The sequence below is a fragment of the Microbacterium istanbulense genome, assembly GCF_037204145.1.
In the GTDB taxonomy this organism is placed as follows: Bacteria; Actinomycetota; Actinomycetes; order Actinomycetales; family Microbacteriaceae; genus Microbacterium; species Microbacterium istanbulense.
Map to the genome: position 1 here is coordinate 75,876 of NZ_JBBDGN010000012.1, position 22,096 is coordinate 97,971.

Sequence of the window (22,096 nt, forward strand, 5' to 3'; positions counted from 1 at the left end):
GGCAGAGTGGTCGCATGCGGGGAGTGTGGGTACGCGAGGGTGCCGGCTGGCTGGCGGCGACGGCGCTGGCGCTGATCGTCGCCGGACAGGTCGCCTCGACGGCACGATCGGAGATGCTGTTCCGCGACGGCGACTCGCTCATCGTGGCGATGTTCGTGCGCTCACTGTTCAGCGGAGAACCGCTGGACTGGGCGATGTCGAGCGTGCTGTTCATCCCCGAGTCGGCGGTGTTCGCGCTGCTGAGCGCACTGCCGCTGAACGTGAACGGGCTGCTCGCCGTGAACGCCGTGGTGAACGTGCTCGGCCTCTACGGTGCGCTGCGTCTGGCGGCCGGGCGCCGCTCCCCCGGACGCGCACCCGTGGCCTGGTCGGTGATCGCCCTGGGCGTCTTCGGACTGATCGCGGTGACCGAGACGAGCGCGTCGCGTACGAGTTTCGAGGTCGCCTCCCTGCTGCTGACGACGACGTACTATTCCGCGACGGTGATCGCCATGATCGCGTCGATCGGCATCGTGCGGCGAGCGCTGGAGCGCCCGCACCTGGGGTGGGGTGCCCCGCTCGCCCTTGCCGTGATCGCCGCGGTGTCCGTGCTGTCCAACCCGCTCTATGCGGTCTGGGCCACCGCTCCCCTGGCGCTGCTGCTGGCCATCGGCGCGTGGCGCCAGACGCTCCGGCGCGCCAGCATCCTGCTCATCGCCGCGCTCGGCGTCGGCAGCGTGCTCGGCATGGCGCTGCGGATGCCGCTGGAGCCGTGGATCATGCGCAGCGGTGCCGGCTACGTGCAACCCGGCGAGTGGCTCGCGTCGGTGCAGTACTACGGCGACTTCGCCCTGGAGCGGTTGCGCACGCCCCTCGGCATCCTGGCCGGCGCCGTCCTGCTCGCTCTGATCGCCGTCGCCGTCGTGCAGACGCTGCGCGTGCGCGAACCGGGAGCACGGCTGGTCGCGGCATCCGCCTGGCTCATTCCGCTCGCCGTCGTCGTGGGCGGCATCGCACTCGGCACCCATGCCACCCGCTACCTCGCCCCGGCCGCGTTCGCCCCGCTGCTCGCCCTGCTCGTCACGCCGCGGGCGGTGCGGCTGCCGCGGCCCCGGGTGCTCATCGCCGCCGTCGCCGCGGCACTGCTCGTCGCCGGTGTGGGGAGCGTGCCGCGGCTGGTGGCGGCTGCGCAGCATCCGGATGCCGATCTCGCCTGCGTGACCGACTGGGTGGCGGCATCCGACCGCACCGGCGGCGGTCAGTTCTGGACCGTCCGGCTGCCCAAGCTGCACGCCGACGACCCGTCACAGCTGCTGCAGCTGCACGCGACGCTCGACGGGTATGCATGGCTCGTGAACCGGCACGACTTCCAGACCCGCGAGGTGACCTTCCTGCTCGAGGATGCCCAGTCGGGGGCGTTCCAGGTGCCACCGGGAGCCGTGCCCGATGCCGTCATCGAGTGCGGGCGCTACCGCATCGTCGACTTCGGCTCGCATCCGTTGCCCGTGGGTGAGCCCGTCTCGTGAGGCCATCGGTCCCGATTCACTGACCGTGTCCCGATCTGCTGACGAATCCGGGCGAAGGACCCGCGAATCGGGACGACGTCAGCGAAACGGGCGGGCCGGCGGCGCCGTCGTCTCGCCCGGCCGGAACTGCACGGTGAAGTGCACCGACTCCCCCGGCTCACCGGCCAGCATCCGGGCGATCTGCTCGCCGGCCGCCCGGCCCTTCTCCAGTGCGGGCTGGACGACTGTGGTGAGCTCGTGCGAACCGAGTCCATCGACCGCGATGCCGTCGAAGCCGACCACACTGAGGTCCTCGGGCACTCGCAGGCCGATCTCCTCCGCGGCCCGAATGACGCCGACCGCCAGCAGGTCGCTCTGCGCGACGATCGCCGTGGGGCGCGTCTCGGGGTCACCCAGCAACGTGCGCCCGGCGGCCAGCCCCTCGTCGATGAGACTGCCGGCGGTGCTGATCACCGGGGCATCCGGATACACATCGCGGAACCCGGCGAGGCGGTCGAGGGTGACGCCGACCGTGGCGTCGTCGAGCCGATCGGGGGTGATCAGTCCGCGCAGTCGCTGGGGCCCGAGCGGCAGCGCGACCGAGGCGACGCGCGTGTGCCCGAGGTCGGCGAGGTGGCGGGCGAGCATGGCGCTGGCCTCGCGGTTGTCCAGGGAGATCTCGGTGAGGTCATCGTCGCCGTCGCCCTCGATGACGACGGCGGGCATGCCGCGGCGGCGCACGATCTCGACGGCCTCGCGGATGCGGTCGGAGCAGCCGATCAGCACGACGGCATCCATCGGCGCCTCGGCGATCGGTGGCGCCTCGCCGCCGAAAGGGTCGTCGCGCAGGAGGAGGATGCCGGTGCTGACGTCGGCGAGCGCGTCGGTGAGACCGTCCATCATCGCGGTGGTGACCGGGTCGAGGAAGGCATGCCGCAGGTGGCCGGCGAGCACCACACCGACGATGCCGCTCCTCCCCCGGCGCAGTGAGGCCGCGCGCGGGTCGGGCCCGGTGTAGCCCAGCTCGGATGCTGCCGCCAGCACGCGCTCACGGGTCGCCTCGGCGACGTTCACCTTGCCGCTGAAGACGACGGAGGCGGTCGAGGTCGACACACCTGCCGCCTTGGCGACGTCGGAGATCGTCGCCCGGCGTTCGCGGTTGCTCATGCTCTGAGGATAACGCGGCGGATTGCCGGATATCGAATCGATTCGATACGCTGGTCGCATGGACAGCACCCTCACCCGATCCCAGTTCGCGCGCTGGCGCATCGCGATCTTCGCGATCTTCCTCGCCAGCGGTCTGTCGATCGCGACCTGGGCATCGCGCGTCCCCGGGATCAAAGAGGCGCTGGGCTTCGACAACGCCCAGGTCGGCCTGCTGCTGCTCGGCATGGGCATCTCCTCGATCGTCGGCATCTCGGCCGGCCCCGCGATCATGGCGCGCATCGGCGCCCGCCGCGGCATGCTGCTGTCGATGCTCACGTTCGCCACCGGCATCGCCCTCGTCGGCATCGGTGCCGACCTGCTCGGCTCACCCGCCGTGGTGCTGTTGGGCATGGCCCTGTTCGGGCTCGGCAACGGTGCCGTCGACGTGATGATGAACGTCGAGGCGACAGCCATCGAGCAGCAGATGGGCAAGACGATCCTGCCGGTCTTCCACGCCTTCTTCAGCTTCGGCACCGTCATCGGCGCAGGCATCGGCGCCCTCGCCGCAGGGCTCGGCCTCAACGTCGCCATGCACGCCGGCGCGATGGGCATCCTCATCGCCGTCCTGGCCGTGCTCTGCTTCGCTCAGGTGCCCGACCGTGAGGCCGCGCTCGATCCCGAACCGCAGGAGAAGCCGCACTGGCGCGAGCGGATGCACACCGCCCTCGAGGCCTGGCGCGAGCCGCGCACCTACCTGCTGGGCATCGTCATGCTCGGCATGTCGTTCGCCGAGGGCGGCGCCAATGACTGGATCGCTCTGGGCACGGAGCAGGGCCACGGCTTCGCCGCCGGCACCGGTGCCGTCTCGCTGGCGATCTTCTCCATCGGCATGACCGTCGTGCGTCTGTTCGGCGGCCCGTTGGTCGACCGTTTCGGCCGGGTCACGGTGCTGCGCGTGCTCGCGGTGACAGCGGCCGCCGGCATCCTGCTCTTCATCCTCGCCCCCACGCTGCCGTTGGTGTTCGTGGGCGCGGCCCTGTGGGGCATCGGCGCATCGCTGGGCTTCCCGCTGGGCATGTCGGCGGCGGCCGATGACCCCGCCAAGGCGGCCGCCCGCGTGAGCGCGGCGGCGACCATCGGATACGTCGCCTTCCTCGGCGGGCCGCCCGTGCTCGGCATCATCAGCGAGCACATCGGCCTGCTGAACACGCTGTTCATCCTGGTCGCACTGGTCGTGGCATCCGGACTGTTCTCGGGCGCGGCCCGGCCACTCCGCGAGGACGAGAAGACGCCGGCGACGAAGTAGGCTCGTCGGGTGCGTCTCGTCATCGCCCGCTGCTCCGTCGACTACACCGGTCGCCTCAACGCCCACCTGCCCCTGGCCACGCGCCTGCTGGTGCACAAGGGCGACGGCAGCCTGCTCGTGCACTCCGACGGCGGCAGCTACAAGCCCCTGAACTGGATGAGCCCGCCGTGCTCCCTCACCACCGAGGAGCCCGGCGACGAGGAATCCAGTGCCGGGGTCACCGAGGTGTGGCGCGTCACGCACAAGAAGACCGGCGACGCCCTGCGCGTGCAGATCTACGAGATCCTCAGCGACACCAGTCACGATCTCGGCGTCGACCCCGGGCTGCAGAAGGACGGCGTCGAGGCCGACCTGCAGCGCCTGCTCGCCGAACAGGTCGACCTCATCGCCGAGGGAGCGACGCTCGTACGTCGCGAGTACCCGACGGCCATCGGCCCGGTCGACCTCATGGTGCGGGATGCCGCGGGAGCTGCGATCGCGGTCGAGGTGAAGCGCCGCGGAGACATCGACGGCGTCGAGCAGCTCACCCGCTACCTCGAGTTGCTGGGCCGTGATCCGCACCTCTCCCCCGTGCAGGGTGTGTTCGCCGCGCAGGAGATCAAGCCGCAGGCCCGCGTGCTCGCCGAAGACCGCGGCATCCGCTGCCTCGTGCTCGACTACGAGGACATGAAGGGCGTCGAGTCCGGCATCCCCCGCCTCTTCTAACCCCCCCTCTTCTCTCTCCCCCCCGCCCCCCGCCTCACGCCCCCACCCACCCCTCCGCCGAGACCCCTACCTACCGCCCACACCCCGTGCTGTGGGCGTCTACAGCACGGGGTGTCGACGACAAGACGGGGTCTCGGCGAAGGTGGGTGGGTTGGGGCGGGGCGGGGTGGGGCGGGGCGGCGAATAGGGTGGAAGGCATGGCTTCCTTCACGTGCGTCCTGTGGGACGTCGACGGCACGATCGCCGACGCCTCGGCCGGCATCTTCCCGCGACTGCGTCAGGTATACGCCTCGTTCGGACTCGACGACCCCGATCCCGAGACGCTCAAGCACTGGATCGGCCCGCCGATGTACGAGTCGTTCCAGCAGCTGGCCGGGCTCGACCCGGACCAGGCCGAAGAGGCCGTGCGTCGGTACCGTGAGCTCGCGGCGGGCGAGGGATATGCCGCCAGTGTCAGTCTCTACCCCGGCGTGCCCGAGGTGGTGCGCGCCGTGCAGGATGCCGGCATCCCCCAGTCGACGGCGAGCACCAAGCCCGAGAACCAGGTGCGGGCCATTCTCGAGCACTACGGCCTGATCGATGCGTTCACCGCGATCTCGGGCGCCCGCCCCGGGCCCGAAGGGCGCAGCGACGGCAAGGGCGCCGTGATCGGCTGGGCGCTCGAGCGCCTGGCGGCCGCGGGCGCCGACGTCTCACGCCCGGTGCTGGTCGGCGACCGTCACCACGACCTCGAGGGCGCCGCGGAATACGGCATCCCCGTCATCTTCGTCGGCTGGGGCTTCGGCGACGCCGCCGAAGGTGCGGATGCCGCACACCACGTCTCCACCCCGGACGAGCTGCTGCCCCTCCTGTTGGAGCACTCGCCCGTCTGAATGCAGAGATCCCCGCCGGAGTCACCATCTCTGGTGCTCCGACGGGGATCCCGTGAGAGGTCCGCCGCTCAGATGGGGCGGATGTTCTCGGCCTGCAGGCCCTTGGGGCCCTGCGCCACATCGAACTCGACGCGCTGGTTCTCGTCGAGGGAGCGGTAGCCGGAGGACTGGATGGCGGAGTAGTGCGCGAACACGTCGTCGCCGCCGTCATCGGGGGAGATGAAGCCGAAGCCCTTCTCCGAGTTGAACCACTTGACCGTGCCCTGGGTGCTCATTTACTGCCGTTCTGCTGATTGCTACGCCGACGCTGGATGCCTCGGCTGGTGCCAACGGTAGCCCAGAGTGCCCCCGGCGCACCATGCCAAGAGGGATGGTGACCCAAATGTTGCACGAGTCCGCGCGAGGGTTCGGACGGGCGAGAGCGAATCATCGCCGAAGAAAGAGGTGGCCCTCATCGCGGGGGGAGCGATGAGGGCCGAAGACGACCGGAGGGTGCGTCAGGAATAGCTTACACACACTTCTCAAGAATTTGTCCTCCATATGGGGGACAAATCGAGAAAAAAGTGCCATGATGTTCTCAAGGCCCCAAGATGACCCGCTGGGGAGCGGATCACTCGGGGGTCGGATGCATGCAGGGATCGCCGAAGGCGCTGGGGAGGCCGTTTCGTTGGTTGGGGAACCGCGACGGCGAAAGCTCACTGCATGCAACTTCAGACTAGGCGGGGCGCCGCAGAGACTGAAGAACCGAGAAGGGGGATCGCAGGTTCCGGGGGATAGAGGGAGAGCGGCTGCTCGCTCCCCCTACTTCCCCGGAACCGCGCTCGGCCTTCCGGAGTGATGTCTGGTTCATACTGTGAACAGTCATCACCGAGGAGACCGATGAGCGCTGTCGATCCCGTCCCGCCTTCTGCGGAATCTGCTGCACCTACAGGGTCGGCGCCGCCCGCACCGCGGCGCCGACCCGGGGGTACGGCAGCGATCGTCACGGCGTGTGTGATCGTGTCGGCTCTAGCCGTCGGTGCGTCGATCGTGCTGCCCCAGTGGGCGCGTGCCGAGATCAAGAACGAGGCGGATGCCACGCTGCGCGCGTTCCTCGATGCGGCAATCACCTCGGATGACGCCTGGCGCGCCTCCGCGAGCCCGTTGCTGACCGCCGCCGTGCCGGTGGGCGCGCCGATCGCGGGCGAGAAGACGGCAGCTGAGGCCCTCGATCTGCACGCCGACTACACCGTGCTCTCGTTGCGGCTCGACGCGAGCACTCCGGAGTATGCCGACACCGCCCAGGCGGTCGTCGAGATCAGCTACTCGTACCAGCTGCTCGGCGAGGAGTACACCGCGACCATGCCGCAGAACATCTGGCTGACCCGGCCTTTCTACTACGGCGATGAGACCCCGCAGCAAGCCGATCGCACCCGCTCGGCGACCGCGGTCGGGCCCTGGGCGGTGGCGGGCATCTCGCGCCCGTCGGCCGACGACATGCCCGGGAACGAGACTCCCACCTCGACGATCTCACTCACCAGCGACCCGCGCTCCGCGGACGGGGTGCATTGCTTCTCGCCGCTCTCCGCCCTTGTGCAGCTCGGCGATGAGGCTCGCATCGACGGCGTCATCGCCTCTCGCTGCTTCGCGGGCTCCGACGACGGAGCCGATGTGGTGGGGGCCGGCGTCGTCCCGGCAGAACTGTCGGCCGCCTTCCCCGCGATCGACGAGACCGACCCGCTGAGCATTCCGCCTGAGCTGCTGCGACTCGACGAAGACACCTACCACGGCCTGCGTGCTCCCTTCACGCAGTACCTGATCGGCGCGGGTGACAACGCCTTCACCGTCACGATCGCCACAGCGAACACCGACGAGGGTGAACAGGCCGTCCGGATCGTCGGCATCCATCCGGTCGGCGGAGCAGGGGAGAAGGCCGAGTGAGCGCCCTCCGCACTCGCATCATCGCTCTCGCGGCGACCGCAGCCGTGGTGGCGGGGAGCGCCGTGACAGCCCTGGTCGCGTGGCCCGCTTCGCCACCGCCCGGGCCCGCGGCCGACTTCGAGACCCCACCCGATGGCGCCCCCTGGCTGCCCGAGGTCGTCTCGGATGCCGCCCAGTACCCGGCCGCATGGGGGTCGATGAACGAGGCGCTGCGCGCGAAGGATCGCGAGACGTTCCTGTCTTATGCCGAGGGTGACGCGCGTGAGCAGCTTGCGCTGTGGTGGGACAACACGACGAAGATCGGCTGGGCGACCGCGTACATCCTGCCGGCGACGGGGCCGGATGGAGAGGAGGCGGCCCTGCTCGGTGCGGGGCTGGGCTTCGAGCAGCGCCCGGTGCGCGGCGGCGGCAATGCGGATGCCGGCTACCGCCTCACGCATGGCTTCGGCTACGACATAACCACCTCGGGTGACGGCGAGGACATGCGCATCACGAGCATCGAGCCGCAAGCGCCGATGCCGTGGGACGAGGGGGAGATCCATGTCGCCCGGCGGGAGCATGTGGTGCTCTACGGCATGGCCGATGAGCGCGACGTCGTCGAGGCGAACGTCGACGTCGCAGAGGAGGCGGCCCGACTCGCCCTCGCGACGATCACCGACGTCGGCGGCGAGACCCCGATGGTCGGTTTCGTCTCGGGTATCACCGACGACGCAGAACGTATGCACCGTTGGGAATATGGTGATGGCGGTGCGGAGTGGGAGATGGAGGTGGCGGGCTACGCGCAGCCGGCGCTGCGTCCGCCTGCGCGTTCGGACTTCCTCGAGGACGACATCGCGACCGGCGATGAAACCTCGGCGGTGCTGATGATGCTGGGGCCCTTGAGCGCGGACCAGCGCCTGGAGACCTTCCTGCACGAGTTCGCCCACGGGTTGCACTTCGCCGCCGCACCGCTGCCGAGTCACGCTCAACCGCCGACCGCCGTCTTCGAGGGTTTCGCGGTGTACGCCGAGGTCGCCTCGGGCGTGGCTCCTCGCGAGATGTTCGGCTACCCCGAGGTCACAGACGCGATCGCCCGCGAGGGCATCGCCACCTTCTCAGACGAGAACCTGCGCGACGAGGATGCCTGGATCGGCTATGTCGCGGCGGGCTCCTACTTCGCCTTCCTCGCCGACACCTGGGGAGACCCGTGGCAGTTGGCCATCGACGGCATCGACGCCAGTGAGCCGGACCTGGTCGGGATCGTCGGGGACGAACGCTTCAGCGAGGCGGCATGGCAGGCGTGGATCGCCACGCGCTGAACCGCCTCGCTGAGGCCTCGCCGCTCAAGCATCCAGGCCGCTGAAGGTGGGAGTCTCGGCCGAGCCGTCCCACGTCACGCGGAACGTGAAGGCCTCTTCGAGCGCCGCGAGGTAGGCATCCGCTTCGGACTGGGTGATGGTGCCCGCCTCGAGCAGGTTGTCGACTGCGGGGCTCCACGACTCGACCAGGGCGGCAACCAGCGCGTCGGTACCGACACCGAGATCCTCTGCGACCTCCGAGAGGTTCTGGCCCGCCTCCATGCGCACGTGAAGTTCGTCGTGCGAGATGCCCAGTACCTCGTCGAGTACGTCCTGCACCGGCTGGTGCCCGCGGTGCAGGTCGAGGGAGGCATCGCCGTAGGCCTCCTGGATCAGCTCGACGAGCTGCTCTTCGGTGCTGACGCTCGAGACGTCCACGCCGCCAGGACCGCCGCCGTTGCTGCCGGGCCCGCGATCGGTGTTCGTCGACGAGTCCGTCGTCGAGTCCGTGGTGGAGGTGTCGGAGGTGCTGCTCGACGACGAGTCCGTGGAAGTGGTGTCGGCGACCGCCGTGCAGCCCGCGAGACCCAGGATGCCAGCGAGACCGAGTGCGACGACCGTGTGCTTGATGTTCATGATGGACCCCTTCGAGGTGCCGGTGTGAGTGATGATGAGAAGCACTCTGCGGGTCATGTCTATTTGTTTCCTATGCGTGACCAATGACTTCGGCGGGGAGTGCGGCTCTCTCGGTGAACCCCGCAGCGGGGCATAGGTCATACATAGAAAACCCCAGGATTCTGCCGTCATGGAAATCTTTCGCCGATGGGGAATGGCCGCCTCTGCCGCACTCGCGACAGTGCTGATCCTGCTGCCTGTGACCACCGCCTCCGCGCACAGTCTCGACAGCAGCACGATCGCGATGCGGCTCACTTAAGACACCGCCGAGGCCACGGTCTCGGTGGCGCTCGAGACCGTCGACCGGGTGCTCGGCACGTCCTACGCGACCGCGGAGACGTTGTCGGAGAGCGACCTTCAGGCCATCGTCGCCTACATCGACGAGCACCTCAGCGTGACGGGTTCTGACGGCGCGGCCTGGGCGGAGAGCTACACGAACGCGGCGGTGGAGTCGGTCGAAGGCATCCAGTCGTTCAGCGTGGATGTCGCGTTCGACACCGCCGGCGCCGACCCCGCGAACTTCTCCATCGACTACGACGCCGTCACCGCGTCCGACAGCGCGCACGAAGCGGTCGTCGTGCTCACCGATGCGGCAGGGGACATCTCGACGGCCGGCGTCATCACTGCCTCCGACCCGACGCTCACCATCGGCGAAGCCGTGCAACCCGGACTGCTCGACATGATCGGCTACGGCTTCCACCACGTGCTGGAGGGCGCCGACCACCTGCTGTTCCTCATCACCCTGCTGCTCGTCGCCCCGCTCGTCGTCAACGCCGCGCGCCGCTGGGCGCCGGGTCGAGGCTTCGCCCCGGCGCTTCGCAGCGTGGTCATCGTCGCGACGGCCTTTGCCGTCGGGCACTCACTCACCCTCATCGCCACGGCACTGGGGTGGATCTCCCTGCCGACGGCGTTCGTGGAGGTCTTGGTCGCCGGATCGGTCGCCGTCGCCGCCGTGCACGCCATCCGCCCGTTGGCTCTTCGCGGAGAGGTGATCATCGCCGGGGCGTTCGGCCTCGTGCATGGACTGGCCTTCGCCGGCATCCTGTCCGATCTGGGGTTCGATGGCGGGCTGTCGCTGCTGACACTGCTGGCCTTCAATGTGGGGGTCGAGCTTGCGCAGCTGCTCACGATCACCCTCATCTTCCCGAGCCTTTACCTGCTCTCCCGCACGCGGTGGGAGCGGTCGGTGCGGGTCGGCCTCGCCACAGTGGCACTCATCGCAGCCGGATGCTGGATCATCGACCGGATGGGCTGGATGTCGAATCCGCTCGCGGGGGTCGAGGATGCCCTCATCGACGGGTCGCTGCTGGTCGCCGGCGTCTTCGCGGTCGTCGCGGTGGCTGCCTGGATCACGGATCGGAGGCTCCCACGCCAGCGGAGCCCTATCCGCCGACTCCGACGCCCGCTCGGGCGACCCGCTCGGTAGCCTGATGCCGTGGCAATGCTCAATAAGGACACGACTCTGTGCATCTCGCTGTCGGCGCGGCCGAGCAACAACGGCACGCGCTTTCACAACTTCCTCTACGAGGAGTTGGGGCTGAACTGGGTGTACAAAGCGTTCGCGCCGACCGACCTGGCCCAGGCGATCGCGGGCGTCCGCGGCCTCGGGATTCGTGGATGCGCCATCTCGATGCCGTACAAGGAAGAGGTCATCGCCCTCGTCGATCGCATGGATGCCTCAGCATCCGCCATCGACTCGGTCAACACGATCGTCAACGATGACGGCGTGCTCACCGCGTACAACACCGACTACGCCGCGATCGCCCAGCTGATCGCCTCGCACGGCATCGATCCGGCCGCGAGCGTGCTGCTCCGCGGGTCAGGCGGCATGGCGAAGGCGACCGCGGCGGCCTTCCGCGATGCCGGATTCCGTGATGTGACGATCATCGCCCGCAGCCAGGAACGCGGCCGCGCTCTCGCCGATCTGTACGACTTCGCCTGGATCGCCGAGCCGGGGGATAGCACCGCCGACGTGCTGGTGAACGTGACCCCGATCGGCATGGCCGGAGGGATCGAGGAGCACGCGCTGTCGTTCTCTGAGGAAGCGATCGCCGCCGCACGAGTGGTCTTCGACGTGGTCGCGCTGCCGGCCGAGACACCACTGATCTCGGCAGGACGGGTCGCCGGCAAGACCGTGATCACCGGCGCCGAGGTGGCGACGCTGCAGGCGCTGGAGCAGTTCGTGCTGTACACCGGCATCCGGCCCTCCGACGATCAGGTGAGTGCGGCGCAGGACTTCATGCGGGCGGGGCAGTCTGCGTGATCCCGGTCTTTCTCGCGGCGATCGCTGCGCTCATCCCGATCACGAACCCGTTCGGCGCGGTGGCGGCTTTCGCCGGACTGACCTCGTCGATGGATCCGAAGGCGGCGCACGCACAGGCGTGGAAGACGGGCATGTACGTCGGCGGCATCCTTGTGGTGTTCGCCGTGGTCGGCACGGTTTTGCTGTCGTTCCTCGGCATCGGCCTGCCCGCGTTGCAGGTTGCCGGAGGTCTGGTCGTGATGCATTCCGGTTTTGGCATGATCTCGGCGAAGCCGCAGCTGTCCGAGCCCGAGAAGGCCGGTGCGGTGACACAGACCGACGTGAGCTTCTCGCCGATGGCACTGCCGCTGGTGGCCGGCCCTGGGGCGATCGGTGTGGTCATCGCGATGTCGGCACGGCATGCGTCGTGGCAGAGCAGTCTCGGTGTCGTGCTTGCCTGCATCGTGATCGCGGCCGCCGTCGCGCTGCTGCTGCGGTACGGAACGCCCCTGGTAGACAAGCTCGGCCCCACCGGCATCGGTGCGCTGACCCGGATCATGGGATTCCTCATCCTCGCGATCGGCGTCGAGCTCACCCTGCACGGCGTGGTCGAGTTCGTGAAGTCCGCGTCGGGTTCCTGAGGCGGCACACTCGGGGTGGCGGTCGAGAGCACCGACGACGAGGATGAAGACACGATCGCCCTCGACTCGCGGGAGGAACCATGCCCACCACTGACGATCGCGCCGTGTGGTTCGTCGACACCAACGGCGCCAGCATCACCGACGATGTGACGATCGAACGGTTCGCGACGCTGCTCGATTCGTTCGACGGAAGTGACCCCGAGCACGGCAGCCTGTCCGCGAGCGATGAAGACGGATGGAACCTCGAGATCTACCCCGACGTGGTGTCGTTCGAGAACGTGGAACCGGGCGGGAGTGTCGTCGGCAGCATCCGCACTCCCTCGCGTGATGACCTGCTCGGTATGGTGCGGGAACTGCTCGACGGCGACCTCGATGCGCTGCGGCGTCGCCCCTGGGCGTGACCGACGCGATCCAGGCCCGCCGAGCGCTCAGACGACGTCGTCGATGAGGTATTCGGTGTCGCGGAACGTGAACCGATCACCGCGGCGCAGCCCGGCGATCGTTTCGTAGATCGGCGCATCGGTCGCGACGCCGGTGAAAGTGCGGCCGTCTGCCGTGAACTCGGAGGCGGCCACTCCGATGAAATAGTTGTCGCCGCCGAAGGAGACGACGGCGCCGGGACGCACGGTGTCGGCCGGGGTGACATCGATCTTCTTCAGTCGGTTGATCGCCTCACGGGCACCGGCGGCGACGCCCTGCATCTCGGCGCGGAACTCGCCATCCTGATCGGACTGCCCGAGGTCGTCGATGTTGTACGCGGTGCCCGGGTCGATCTCGGCCCCCGTCTGCTCGGTGCGGGCCTGGTCGGCGGCGGCGCCCACGCCTCCCTGCAACACGGCCAGGAGTCGGCGACGGATGGCGGGCTTGTCGATGGGTGTCGTCATGAGGCAGAGGGTACTCCTCACCCGTGCCAGGACGGCGATCATCGCGCGATTCGGCCCGCGCCGATAGCATGACGGCATGCCGACGCCGGATGCCCTCGCCGCTTTCGCTCTCGCGGCGATCATCCTCATCGTGATCCCCGGCCCGAGCGTGTTGTTCGTGATCGGCCGATCCCTGGCCTACGGCCGGCGCGGCGGACTGCTGAGTGTGCTCGGCAACGGGCTCGGCACGCTGCCACTGGTCGCGGCCGTCGCGCTCGGGGTAGGAACGATCGTGGCGCAGTCGGCGGTGCTGTTCACCGTCATCAAGATGCTCGGCGCGGCATATCTCGTCTATCTCGGCATCCAGGCGATCCGGCACCGGGGCGACGGGAACGTGACGGATGCCGGAGCATCGGCCCACCGCAGCCTGCGAACCAGCGTGATGCTGCGCCAAGGCTTCATCGTCGGCATCACCAACCCGAAGACGATCGTCTTCTTCGTGGCCGTGCTGCCGCAGTTCGTGAACTTCTCCGCGGGGAACATCCCCGTGCAGATGATGCTGCTCGGCCTTCTCGCCGTCACGATCGGTTTCCTCTGCGACGCGATCTGGGCACTGCTTTCCGGCACGGCACGGCAGTGGTTCGCCCGCTCCCCGCGGCGGATGGCCGGCATCCGCGCGTCGGGCGGCGCCCTCATCGTGGGGCTCGGCGTGGGGCTGGCCGTGAGCGGCAACAAGCCCTGAGGGGAGGGTCGCTCACCCGCCCCGAATCCCTCCCGCCCCGGCGCACCGGCGCGTAAAATTTTCGGCATGGGGGTCACTTCGGGGTGGGCCGTCCACGAAGCCAGACGGCAGATCGTCGGTCATGCGTCCGATGGGCTGGGCTGGCGCGACTTCGCTGCCGCTTTGCTGGAGATCTACACCGCACTGATTCCCGTCGACGCGATCGTCATCAGCAGCATCGATCCGCACAGCGGCCTGATGACGAACCTCACCCGTACCGGCATCGACGACGCCCACGACGACCTGTTCATACACATCGAGCTCACCCAGCCCGATCCGATCACCCTCACCACGCTCGCCCGCACGCACGACGGCGTCGGCATCCTCGCTGACCATCTCACCGGCGATCCGCGGCGCAACGCGCGCGTTCGTGACCTCCTGCCGCACTACGATCTCGCGCACGAGATGCGCGGCGTGGTGCGCGTGCGCGGACAGATGTGGGCCACCGTCGCCCTGTACCGAGGCCAGGGCCGGCGAGGATTCACCGCCGATGAGGCCGCCACCCTCGCCGCCCTCGAAGAGGCCGTCTCGTTCGGGGTGCACTCGACGCTGCTGTGCCCGCCCGACAATCCGGGGTCGCTCACTACGGCAGGCCCCGCCGTACTGTTGGTCGACGAATCCGGGCGGATCGTGCAGGCAACCGCGGCCGGCACGGCGCGCCTCACCGACCTCGGGTGGGATGGCCGGGGTCACCTTCCGACCCCCATCTACTGGCCCATGACCGCGGCTCGCCAGGCGGCGGCAGGGCATGCGGTGCCCACCTTCGCGCACACCCGGCTCCCGAGCGGCGCATGGGTGGTGGTGCGGGCGGCCGCGCTGCCCACACCGGATGGCGGACCACGCATCGTCGTGTCGATCGAACCGGCGTCGGGCGAGGTCGTGCCCGATGCCGCAGGCCATCCCGCCACGGGTCGGGTGCTGATCCTGACCGACAGGCAGCATGACGTGTTGGCGCTCGTCGCCCGGGGTCACACGAACGCACGGATCGCTTTCGAACTCGGCATTGCCGAAGGCACCGTGCGCAAGCACATGGAGACGATTCTGCAGACCCTCGGTGCGGGTAATCGCGCTGAGGCGGCCGCCCTGTGGACGTCGACTGCCCGAACCCGCCGGGGATAGTCGGCATCCGATCCCGCGGATGGGTCGATCTGCGTATGGTGACTCCCGCAGATGGCGCGCAGGATGGACGCAGGGAGCGACTGCCGCGGATGCGAGCGACAGCAACCGTCGACGCCGTTTGGGGGCACGGGGTGTCGATTCGTTGATCTTGCTGCATCCCCGGTGCCCCTGGCGATTCTTGTAGGACCCGTGCACTCGGAGCGGTGGCGACTCGGCGCCCAGGGGCACGGGCGCCACCGGCGGTCGCTCCCGACCACTCTTGGTCGAAAGAATCTGCTCCGGTTCGCATAATGAACGGGCTGTTTCGGCGTCTCATCAGTGACGCTTCCTCGTCGTCGCACCACAGGGAGGCGTCGCCGGTCGTGTTGCGAGGGAGTACCCGCCCCGTTCCGGTACGGAGACCCGCTCCGTACCGGCGCATCACGCCACGATCCCCCCCCCTCGGGCGCTCTCCGACACGCCCGCCGTCACGCCGCGGAGATTTTCTTGCCCCGATTGCGCCGCTGCGACAGAGTATGCGTGTGATTGACGACTCCCTCGCACGCATCCTGGAAGCCGTCCGCCGGGTTCCCGGCGTCGACATCGCCTTCCAGGACCGCGTCGCGCAGCACCTGCCGCGGCTGCGCGCCCTCTTCCAGCACCTCTACGGCGAGCGCGCCGACTGGGTCGACCGCCTAGAAGATGTCGTGCTGCTTGCGGCATCCGCATCGGCCGCCCGCCCCGCCGACCTGAAGGCGCTCGACGCGCGCCGTGAGGCGGATCCGACGTGGTTCGAGTCCGAGCGGATGCTGGGGGGTGTCTGTTACGTCGACCGGTTCGGGGGCGGGCTCGACGGCATCCGTCGTCAGATTCCGTACTTCCGCGAGCTGGGGCTGACGTACCTGCACCTCATGCCGCTGTTCGAAGCACCGGAGGGCAACAGCGACGGCGGATACGCGGTGTCGAGCTACCGGCGCGTGAACCCGGCGCTCGGCACGATGGACGAGCTCAAGGAGCTCGGTGCCGAACTGCGCGAAGCGGGTATCTCGCTGGTGGTCGACTTCATCTTCAACCACACCAGCAACGAGCACGAGTGGGCGCAGAAGGCCATCGCGGGGGAGCCGGAGTTCAGCGACTACTACCTGATCTTCCCCGACCGTGAGATGCCGGATGCCTATGAGCAGACGACCCGCGAGATCTTCCCCGACGACCACCCCGGCTCGTTCGTGCAGCTCGACGACGGGCGCTGGGTGTGGGCGACGTTCTACCACTTCCAGTGGGATCTGAACTATGCCAATCCGGCGGTATTCCAGGCGATGGCGGGCGAGATGCTGTTCCTCGCGAACCAGGGTGTGGAGATTCTGCGGATGGATGCCGTGGCGTTCATCTGGAAGCGCCTGGGCACGACCTGCGAGTCGCTGCCCGAAGCGCACCTGCTGCTTCAGGCGTTCAATGCGGTGCTGCGGATGGCGGCGCCGAGCCTGCTGTTCAAGTCGGAGGCGATCGTGCATCCCGACGAGGTCATCGAATATATATCGCCTGAGGAATGTGAGCTCTCGTACAACCCGCTGCAGATGGCGTTGACCTGGGAGGCCCTCGCCACGCGCGACGGTCGGCTGCTGCAGCAGGCCCTCGAGCGACGGCACGCGCTGCCGCCGCACACGGCGTGGGTGAACTATGTGCGCAGCCATGATGACATCGGGTGGACTTTCGCCGACGAGGATGCCGCCGAGCTCGGCATCGACGCGTTCGGGCGCCGCCGGTTCCTCAACGCGTTCTATGTGGGCCGCGCCGAGGGAACATTCGCGCGCGGGGTGCCCTTCCAGGAGAACCCCAAGACGGGGGATGCCCGCGTGACCGGCACGACGGCATCGCTCGCGGGCATCGAGGCCGGGGATGCCGGGGGAGAGGATCGGGTCGTGCTCGCGCACGCGCTGGCGATGTCGACCGGCGGTATCCCTCTGCTGTATCTCGGCGACGAGGTCGCGCAGCTGAATGACTACTCGTATGCCGACAATCCCGATGAGGCCGGCGACAGTCGCTGGGTGCACCGCCCGCGGCGTCCCGAGGCGAACTACGCTGCGCGGTTCTCTGCGGACACCCCCGCGGGCCGCGTGTTCGCGCGGCTGACCGAACTCATCGCGGTGCGGCAGGCGACACCCGAGTTCGCCGGCAACGAGCTGTGGGCGTTCCACGCGCATGTGGACTCGGTCGTCGGCTTCACGCGTCCTGGCACGGGCGGCACGCACGTGCTCGTGCTCGCGAATGTCGGCGACGACCCCGTGTGGATCGATGCGCTGACCCTGTCGGGGTGGATGCCGGATGCCGTCGACCTGATGAGCGGTGAGACCGGCTCACTGGAAGCAGGGCTGAAGATCCCCGCGCATGGGTTCTGGTGGTTGCGGGTGCGCGAGCGGGTGTGAGCGGGGCATCCATGCCGGCGTGAGCCCGTGCGCTTCGCGCGGGATTGTGCGCTTCGCGCGGACGGATACGGCGGATGCATCCGCGCGAAGCGCACAACTCCGCGCGTGACGACGGCGGGATCCCCGTGCACGACTCCGCGCCGCCCCGAGGGACGGCGCGGAGTCGTATGCCGGGTCACCGGACGTCGAAGGCGCGGTTCACCTCCTGGGTGACGGAATTGCCCGCATCATCCTTCGCCGAGGTGCGCAGCGACACCGCGTCGGTGCCCTTCGGGAGCTTCACCCGCGCATCCCAGCGGTCACCGTCGTGCGTCACCTCGACCGCCTGCCAGGTCTTCCCCTCGTCGTAGGAGAGTTCCAGCGAGAGCTCCGTGACCTCGCCCGCCCGCAGCGCGCCGGGGTCGTGCGCGGCGATCACCGACAGCTCCGTCCAGCCGTTCGCCGACACCGCCCGATCACCGTCGACGGGGACGTCATAGGTCAGGCCGATCAGCGGCAGGTTGCCGGTCTCTGCAGCATCCATCCCGAAGACCCACGTTGAGGTCGTGCGGTTCGACGTCGACCAGGTCTCCTGCGGCACCGTCACGCTCGTCTCGAGCCGGTACTGCTGATGACCCGCGCCGGTCGCGGTGCCCGTGACCGACTGCGAAGAGCTTGAGGCCAGGAGCGTGTCGCCCTGATAGAGCTTGCTGGAGACGGTGGCGGTGCGTCCCCACGTGGCGGTGATGCCGTCGGTGGTGCTCGCGAGCGGCATATTCACGCGGATGCGCTCCTTGCGGTGCTCCGAGCGCCAGAACCCGTCTCCCTGGCGTGGGGCCTGCACGCCGAACCAGTCGAGCACGATCTCACTTCCGGCGGCATGGCTGCGCTTCACGTCGCGCAGATCCAGACCGACCGAGGGCACGGAGACATCCGCCACCCAGGGCGCCGCGATACCCTCCTGGCCGGGGCTCAGGTAGGTGACGTGGTCGGTTCCGCTCTCCCACAGGCGCGTGGACCCGAGGCACCGGGTGAGGTACGACGGGCAGTCGTAGCGGGTGACCTGCACGGTCCGCGGAGTCGGGTCGGCGAAGCGATCGGTCACCGCGACGACATCGCCCTTGCCCGGCTTGAGCGTGAGGTCAGCCGGAACGGAGCCCTGCCAGGTGTGCGCATAGTCGTACTCGTATGCCGGCAGCGCGATCGCCTTGCCGGTGATCCGCGTGGCGGCGGGATCGGCGAGAAGGTGCTCGCCCTCCTCCGCGCTGACCGCGATCACCGGCACCGTCCCGGCGGCGATGTCGTAGAGCGTTCCCGCCCCGTCGTTGATCACGACGAGCAGCGCCGCACCGGCCTCCGCGGCCGCGGCGGAACGCTCGATCTGGCTCACTGACGCATCCTGGGTCACGATCAGCGCCTTGCCTTCGGCATCGACCACCGCGATCTCCTCCGGGGTACCGGTGCCGGCCACCACGACCGGCAGGTCGACCTTGCCGTCCAGACGCCGACTGCCCGACTGGTACAGCGGCGCGAGCGGAACGGCATCCACCGTGTCATCCGCACGGCGCACGGAGAGGTCCAGCAGCGGCTGCGTGCGCGCCCACCTGGCGGTGACGTTGAACCCATCACCGGCGACCTTCTGCAGCGGGTTGACCCAGACCTCGGTCGCGGGACCTGCCGGCAGCGCGGAGTAGAACGTGTCGAGGCCGATGTCGAGGCCCGCGTCGTGCCACCACTCCACGCGCTGGTAGAACGGGTCGCTCGGGCGCGGGGTCTCCAGGCGCACCGGGGTGGCCTCGCGCAGGTCGAGCACGACCTCGGTGTTCTTGTCGACCACGATGTGCGGCTGGTTGATCCAGTAGGTGCGGTCGGTGCCGTCGGTGGATCCGAGGCGAATCTTGACCCACGCGGCGTACACGCCAGGCGCAACCCGCTCGGTCTTGACCGCGCCTGTCTCGGGGTCGCTCAGCCCGCCGGTGAAGGCGGTGGAGCCGTAGCGGTACTTCGTGACCTGAGCCTCGATCGGCTGGCCCTTCGTGCCGAGCACGGTCACATCGAGGTCGTAGCGCTCGTCTTCACGGGTGAGCCCGGTCGTCGTCCTGGCGACGACGGTTCCGTCCGCGGTCGTCGCGACGACCTGACCGAGGTAGTGACCCACCATGCGGGCGTCGGCGAACGAGGCCGTCGCCTCGACGCTGACCTCGCCGTCGGCCGGCACCGTGACCGTCTGAGCCGACAGCTGCACGAGGTCGACAGCGCCGTCGGGGCCGGTCGTGCTCCCCGTGAGGGTGAGCTCCACAGCGGCATCCGAGGTGTTGCGGTAGACGATGTTGCGGGTGGCCGGCTTCGGATCGGCTTCTCCCCACAGCGCCTTGCCGAAGTAGACCGAACCGGTCGCGTCGATCGCATCCATCGCGGCGGGAATGTCGAGGCGACCAGAGCCGACCTCGTAGGGGGAGTAGTCCAGTTCGACCGTGGAGGACATCAGGGCATCCTTGAGGTGCACCGCGCTCCAATCCGGATGCTGCGCGGCAAGGATCGCCGCAGCTCCGGCGACGTGCGGTGTGGCCATGGATGTGCCGCTGAGGGTGCGCAGCGCACCGGAACCCGAGGAGTACTGCGAGCGGGCGGCGGTGATGCCCACGCCGGGGGCGGCGAGATCGGGCTTGAGACCGTCGTCCAGGCCGCGCGGGCCGCGCGACGAGAACGGCGCCAGCCCGTCGGCGTCGTCGGTGGCGGCGACGGTCAGCGCCGACTCCGCGGTGCCGGGCGCTCCGATCGTGCCTACGCCGCCGGAGTTTCCTGCCGCGACGACGAACAGGGTGTCGTGCTTCTTGCTCAGCGCGTCGAGTGAGATGGAGAGGATGTTCTCGGCATCCGTGCGTTCGTCGTCTCCCAGACTCATGTTCACGACGTCGGCATCCGCCTCGGTCGCCGCCCATTCCATGCCGGCGATGATCCAGGAGTCCTGGCCATAGCCTTCGTCGGCGAGCACCTTGCCGACAACCAGGTCGGCGCCGGGCGCGACCCCGACATGAGTGCCGTCGCTGGCCTCGCCGCTGCCGACGATCGTGGAGGCCACATGCGTGCCGTGCCCGTCACGATCGGTGACCTCCTCGCCCGGCACGAAGGACACGCTGGTGCGCAGGGCGTCGTCGACGTCCGGGTGCTGTGCATCGATGCCGGTGTCAAGGACGGCGACGGTCGCGCCAGTGCCGTCGAAGCCGGCGGCCCAGGCATCCGGCGCGCCGACGAGCGGAACGCTGACGTCCAGCGTCGGGGTGACGCGCCCGTCCAGCCACAGCCTGTCGATGCCGCCGCCGAGATCGCCCGGTGTCGTGCGGGTCCTGCCTGCGGCGGTGAGGGCTGTCCAGAATGCCGAGGACTTCTGGTGGTCGGTCTTCAGGGCAGCGCCCCCGACCGACGCGAGGGTCCGCACCTTCGCACTGCCCGGAAGCGCCTTCGGCTGTGCGCGCAGCCCGCTGTCGTACTGCGCGATGACGGGGATACCACCGGAGCTCTGGTCGTCGTAGCCGTAGTCGATGAGGTCGCTGACGTTGAAGAGCTCCTCGTCGAGCGCTCCTGACGTCACGTAGGGGGTGGCGACGTCGGGGAGCACATACGTGTCGTCGCCGATCTGCATGGTCTGGATCGAGTCGGGGGTGCCCGAGACGGCATCGACGGTGATCGTCTCGTGGTCCGTGCCGGGGGAGGTGACGTGCACGACGTCGCCGGTGACGAGCGTGACCGTGAGATCGGCTGAACCCGCAGCGGCGGGCACGGCGCTCTCCGACGGATCGGCCGGGGCGGTCTGGGCGACAGCAGGACTGATCGCCCCCGTCGCGAGCACGAGGCCGGCCGCGATGGCGGCGAGCCCGGAGCGTGCCGGTGGATGCATGCTGATTCCTCTTCCTGGGGTGCGGAGCGTGACGAGTCACTCTTTCAAGGGCGGCGAGCGCGGGACAATGGAATCCACTGGCGGGTAGACGACATGGCGCGTATCCGCACGACGAGAGGGGCCGTGATGGACGGGGCATCGGCCAGCCCGACAGATGAACCGTTCGCGGGTGTGCTCGCCGCGTCGCTGAGCCCTGAGGCGCTGCGCGCCTATCGTGCCGTGGTCGCGACGTCATCGACGGATGACGCCACGCTGGCGGCCGCTGTCGACGTCACCGTCGAGGCCGCCGCAGAGCTGTTGGAAGAGCTGGTCACTCAGGGTTTCGCCTCCGCGCTGGCCGACGACGGTGGCCGTCAGCGGTACACCGCCGTGCCGCCCTCGATCGCCCTCGGGACCGCGGTGGCCGAACAAGAGGACGTCGTCGCCCGCGCACGCGCCGAACTCGACCGGCTCGAGGAGATGTACCGCACGGTGTCGATGGAGGGTGGTGCCGACGACATCGTGCAGGTGGTGCGCGGCGCCGACACGGTCGCCGAGTGGTTCGCCCGGGTGCAGGCGGGCGCGGTGCGTGAGGTGTGCGCGTTCGTGCAGTACCCGGTGGCGGTCACCGCGGCTGATCAGAACGACATCGAGGATGAGTTGGTGGCGCGCGGGGTCCGCTACCGGGTGCTGTTGGAGCGGTCGATGCTCGAGGCGTATCCCGCCGGGCTCGACGCGTTCGCGGCGTCGCTGGCGGCGGGGGAGGAGGCGCGGGCGGTGGATGCCCTGCCGCTGCGGATGATCCTG

General features: G+C 69.0%; 19 protein-coding genes and 1 pseudogene. 15 read left to right on the forward strand and 5 right to left on the reverse strand.

The features are described from left to right. Positions 1 to 14 precede the first annotated feature (14 nt). The gene (locus WDU93_RS12260; RefSeq protein ID WP_337321025.1) at positions 15 to 1,505 is read left to right on the forward strand and encodes a hypothetical protein; all 1,491 of its coding nucleotides are present in this window, start codon (positions 15 to 17) and stop codon (positions 1,503 to 1,505) included. Between the two features lie 78 nt (positions 1,506 to 1,583). Here WDU93_RS12260 and WDU93_RS12265 read toward each other — a convergent pair whose 3' ends face one another. Next, the gene (locus WDU93_RS12265) at positions 1,584 to 2,651 is read right to left on the reverse strand and encodes a substrate-binding domain-containing protein (protein WP_337321027.1); all 1,068 of its coding nucleotides are present in this window, start codon (positions 2,649 to 2,651) and stop codon (positions 1,584 to 1,586) included. A 58-nt stretch (positions 2,652 to 2,709) separates the two neighbouring features. Here WDU93_RS12265 and WDU93_RS12270 point away from each other — a divergent pair, with 58 nt between their 5' ends. From WDU93_RS12270 to WDU93_RS12280, 3 genes are all read left to right on the forward strand, one after another. Then, on the forward strand, positions 2,710 to 3,936 hold the full coding sequence (locus WDU93_RS12270) for an MFS transporter (protein WP_337321029.1): 1,227 nt from the start codon (positions 2,710 to 2,712) through the stop codon (positions 3,934 to 3,936). A 9-nt stretch (positions 3,937 to 3,945) separates the two neighbouring features. Then, on the forward strand, positions 3,946 to 4,641 hold the full coding sequence (nucS, locus tag WDU93_RS12275; protein WP_337321031.1) for an endonuclease NucS: 696 nt from the start codon (positions 3,946 to 3,948) through the stop codon (positions 4,639 to 4,641). A 197-nt stretch (positions 4,642 to 4,838) separates the two neighbouring features. After that, entirely contained in the window at positions 4,839 to 5,513 is a 675-nt protein-coding gene (locus WDU93_RS12280; protein WP_337321033.1) for an HAD hydrolase-like protein, read from the forward strand. 68 nt (positions 5,514 to 5,581) lie between these two features. Here the strand turns inward: WDU93_RS12280 and WDU93_RS12285 are convergent, their stop codons facing one another. Further along, positions 5,582 to 5,788 (reverse strand): cold-shock protein, encoded by a 207-nt coding sequence (locus WDU93_RS12285; protein WP_337321035.1) that lies wholly within the window; start codon positions 5,786 to 5,788, stop codon positions 5,582 to 5,584. A gap of 724 nt (positions 5,789 to 6,512) precedes the next feature. Between WDU93_RS12285 and WDU93_RS12290 the strand changes: the two genes are divergently transcribed. Continuing rightward, complete coding sequence (locus tag WDU93_RS12290) at positions 6,513 to 7,433, forward strand: hypothetical protein (protein WP_337321037.1); 921 nt, start codon at positions 6,513 to 6,515, stop codon at positions 7,431 to 7,433. Beyond that, complete coding sequence (locus WDU93_RS12295; RefSeq protein ID WP_337321039.1) at positions 7,430 to 8,731, forward strand: hypothetical protein; 1,302 nt, start codon at positions 7,430 to 7,432, stop codon at positions 8,729 to 8,731. The genes WDU93_RS12290 and WDU93_RS12295 overlap by 4 nt, the downstream gene beginning before the upstream one ends. Before the next feature lie 24 nt (positions 8,732 to 8,755). Here the strand turns inward: WDU93_RS12295 and WDU93_RS12300 are convergent, their stop codons facing one another. Further along, positions 8,756 to 9,346 (reverse strand): hypothetical protein, encoded by a 591-nt coding sequence (locus WDU93_RS12300; RefSeq protein ID WP_337321041.1) that lies wholly within the window; start codon positions 9,344 to 9,346, stop codon positions 8,756 to 8,758. Between the two features lie 169 nt (positions 9,347 to 9,515). Between WDU93_RS12300 and WDU93_RS12305 the strand changes: the two genes are divergently transcribed. The 5 genes from WDU93_RS12305 (at position 9,516) to WDU93_RS12325 (ending at position 12,669) form a co-directional block, all read left to right on the forward strand. Further along, positions 9,516 to 9,644 (forward strand): hypothetical protein, encoded by a 129-nt coding sequence (locus tag WDU93_RS12305; RefSeq protein WP_337321043.1) that lies wholly within the window; start codon positions 9,516 to 9,518, stop codon positions 9,642 to 9,644. 24 nt (positions 9,645 to 9,668) lie between these two features. Next, on the forward strand, positions 9,669 to 10,811 hold the full coding sequence (locus tag WDU93_RS12310) for a HupE/UreJ family protein (protein WP_337321045.1): 1,143 nt from the start codon (positions 9,669 to 9,671) through the stop codon (positions 10,809 to 10,811). A gap of 9 nt (positions 10,812 to 10,820) precedes the next feature. Continuing rightward, the gene (locus tag WDU93_RS12315) at positions 10,821 to 11,648 is read left to right on the forward strand and encodes a shikimate 5-dehydrogenase (protein WP_337321047.1); all 828 of its coding nucleotides are present in this window, start codon (positions 10,821 to 10,823) and stop codon (positions 11,646 to 11,648) included. After that, positions 11,645 to 12,268, forward strand: a complete 624-nt coding sequence (locus WDU93_RS12320; RefSeq protein WP_337321049.1) for a MarC family protein — start codon at positions 11,645 to 11,647, stop codon at positions 12,266 to 12,268. The genes WDU93_RS12315 and WDU93_RS12320 overlap by 4 nt, the downstream gene beginning before the upstream one ends. Positions 12,269 to 12,348: 80 nt before the next feature. Then, entirely contained in the window at positions 12,349 to 12,669 is a 321-nt protein-coding gene (locus WDU93_RS12325; protein ID WP_337321051.1) for a hypothetical protein, read from the forward strand. 27 nt (positions 12,670 to 12,696) lie between these two features. Here WDU93_RS12325 and WDU93_RS12330 read toward each other — a convergent pair whose 3' ends face one another. After that, positions 12,697 to 13,152 carry a hypothetical protein gene (locus WDU93_RS12330; protein WP_337321053.1) on the reverse strand — a complete coding sequence of 152 codons (456 nt, stop codon included), beginning with the start codon at positions 13,150 to 13,152 and terminating at the stop codon, positions 12,697 to 12,699. Positions 13,153 to 13,228: 76 nt separating this feature from the next. Here WDU93_RS12330 and WDU93_RS12335 point away from each other — a divergent pair, with 76 nt between their 5' ends. The 3 genes from WDU93_RS12335 (at position 13,229) to WDU93_RS12345 (ending at position 17,433) form a co-directional block, all read left to right on the forward strand. Next, positions 13,229 to 13,873, forward strand: a complete 645-nt coding sequence (locus WDU93_RS12335; protein ID WP_337321055.1) for a LysE family translocator — start codon at positions 13,229 to 13,231, stop codon at positions 13,871 to 13,873. A 66-nt stretch (positions 13,874 to 13,939) separates the two neighbouring features. Continuing rightward, positions 13,940 to 15,031 (forward strand): helix-turn-helix transcriptional regulator, encoded by a 1,092-nt coding sequence (locus tag WDU93_RS12340; RefSeq protein WP_337321056.1) that lies wholly within the window; start codon positions 13,940 to 13,942, stop codon positions 15,029 to 15,031. A 515-nt stretch (positions 15,032 to 15,546) separates the two neighbouring features. Then, positions 15,547 to 17,433 carry an alpha-amylase family protein gene (locus WDU93_RS12345; RefSeq protein ID WP_337321058.1) on the forward strand — a complete coding sequence of 629 codons (1,887 nt, stop codon included), beginning with the start codon at positions 15,547 to 15,549 and terminating at the stop codon, positions 17,431 to 17,433. Positions 17,434 to 17,608: 175 nt separating this feature from the next. Here the strand turns inward: WDU93_RS12345 and WDU93_RS12350 are convergent, their stop codons facing one another. Beyond that, entirely contained in the window at positions 17,609 to 21,310 is a 3,702-nt protein-coding gene (locus WDU93_RS12350; protein ID WP_337321060.1) for a S8 family serine peptidase, read from the reverse strand. 93 nt (positions 21,311 to 21,403) lie between these two features. Here WDU93_RS12350 and WDU93_RS12355 point away from each other — a divergent pair. Further along, positions 21,404 to 22,096, forward strand: a pseudogene (locus WDU93_RS12355) (hypothetical protein); the annotation flags it as partial.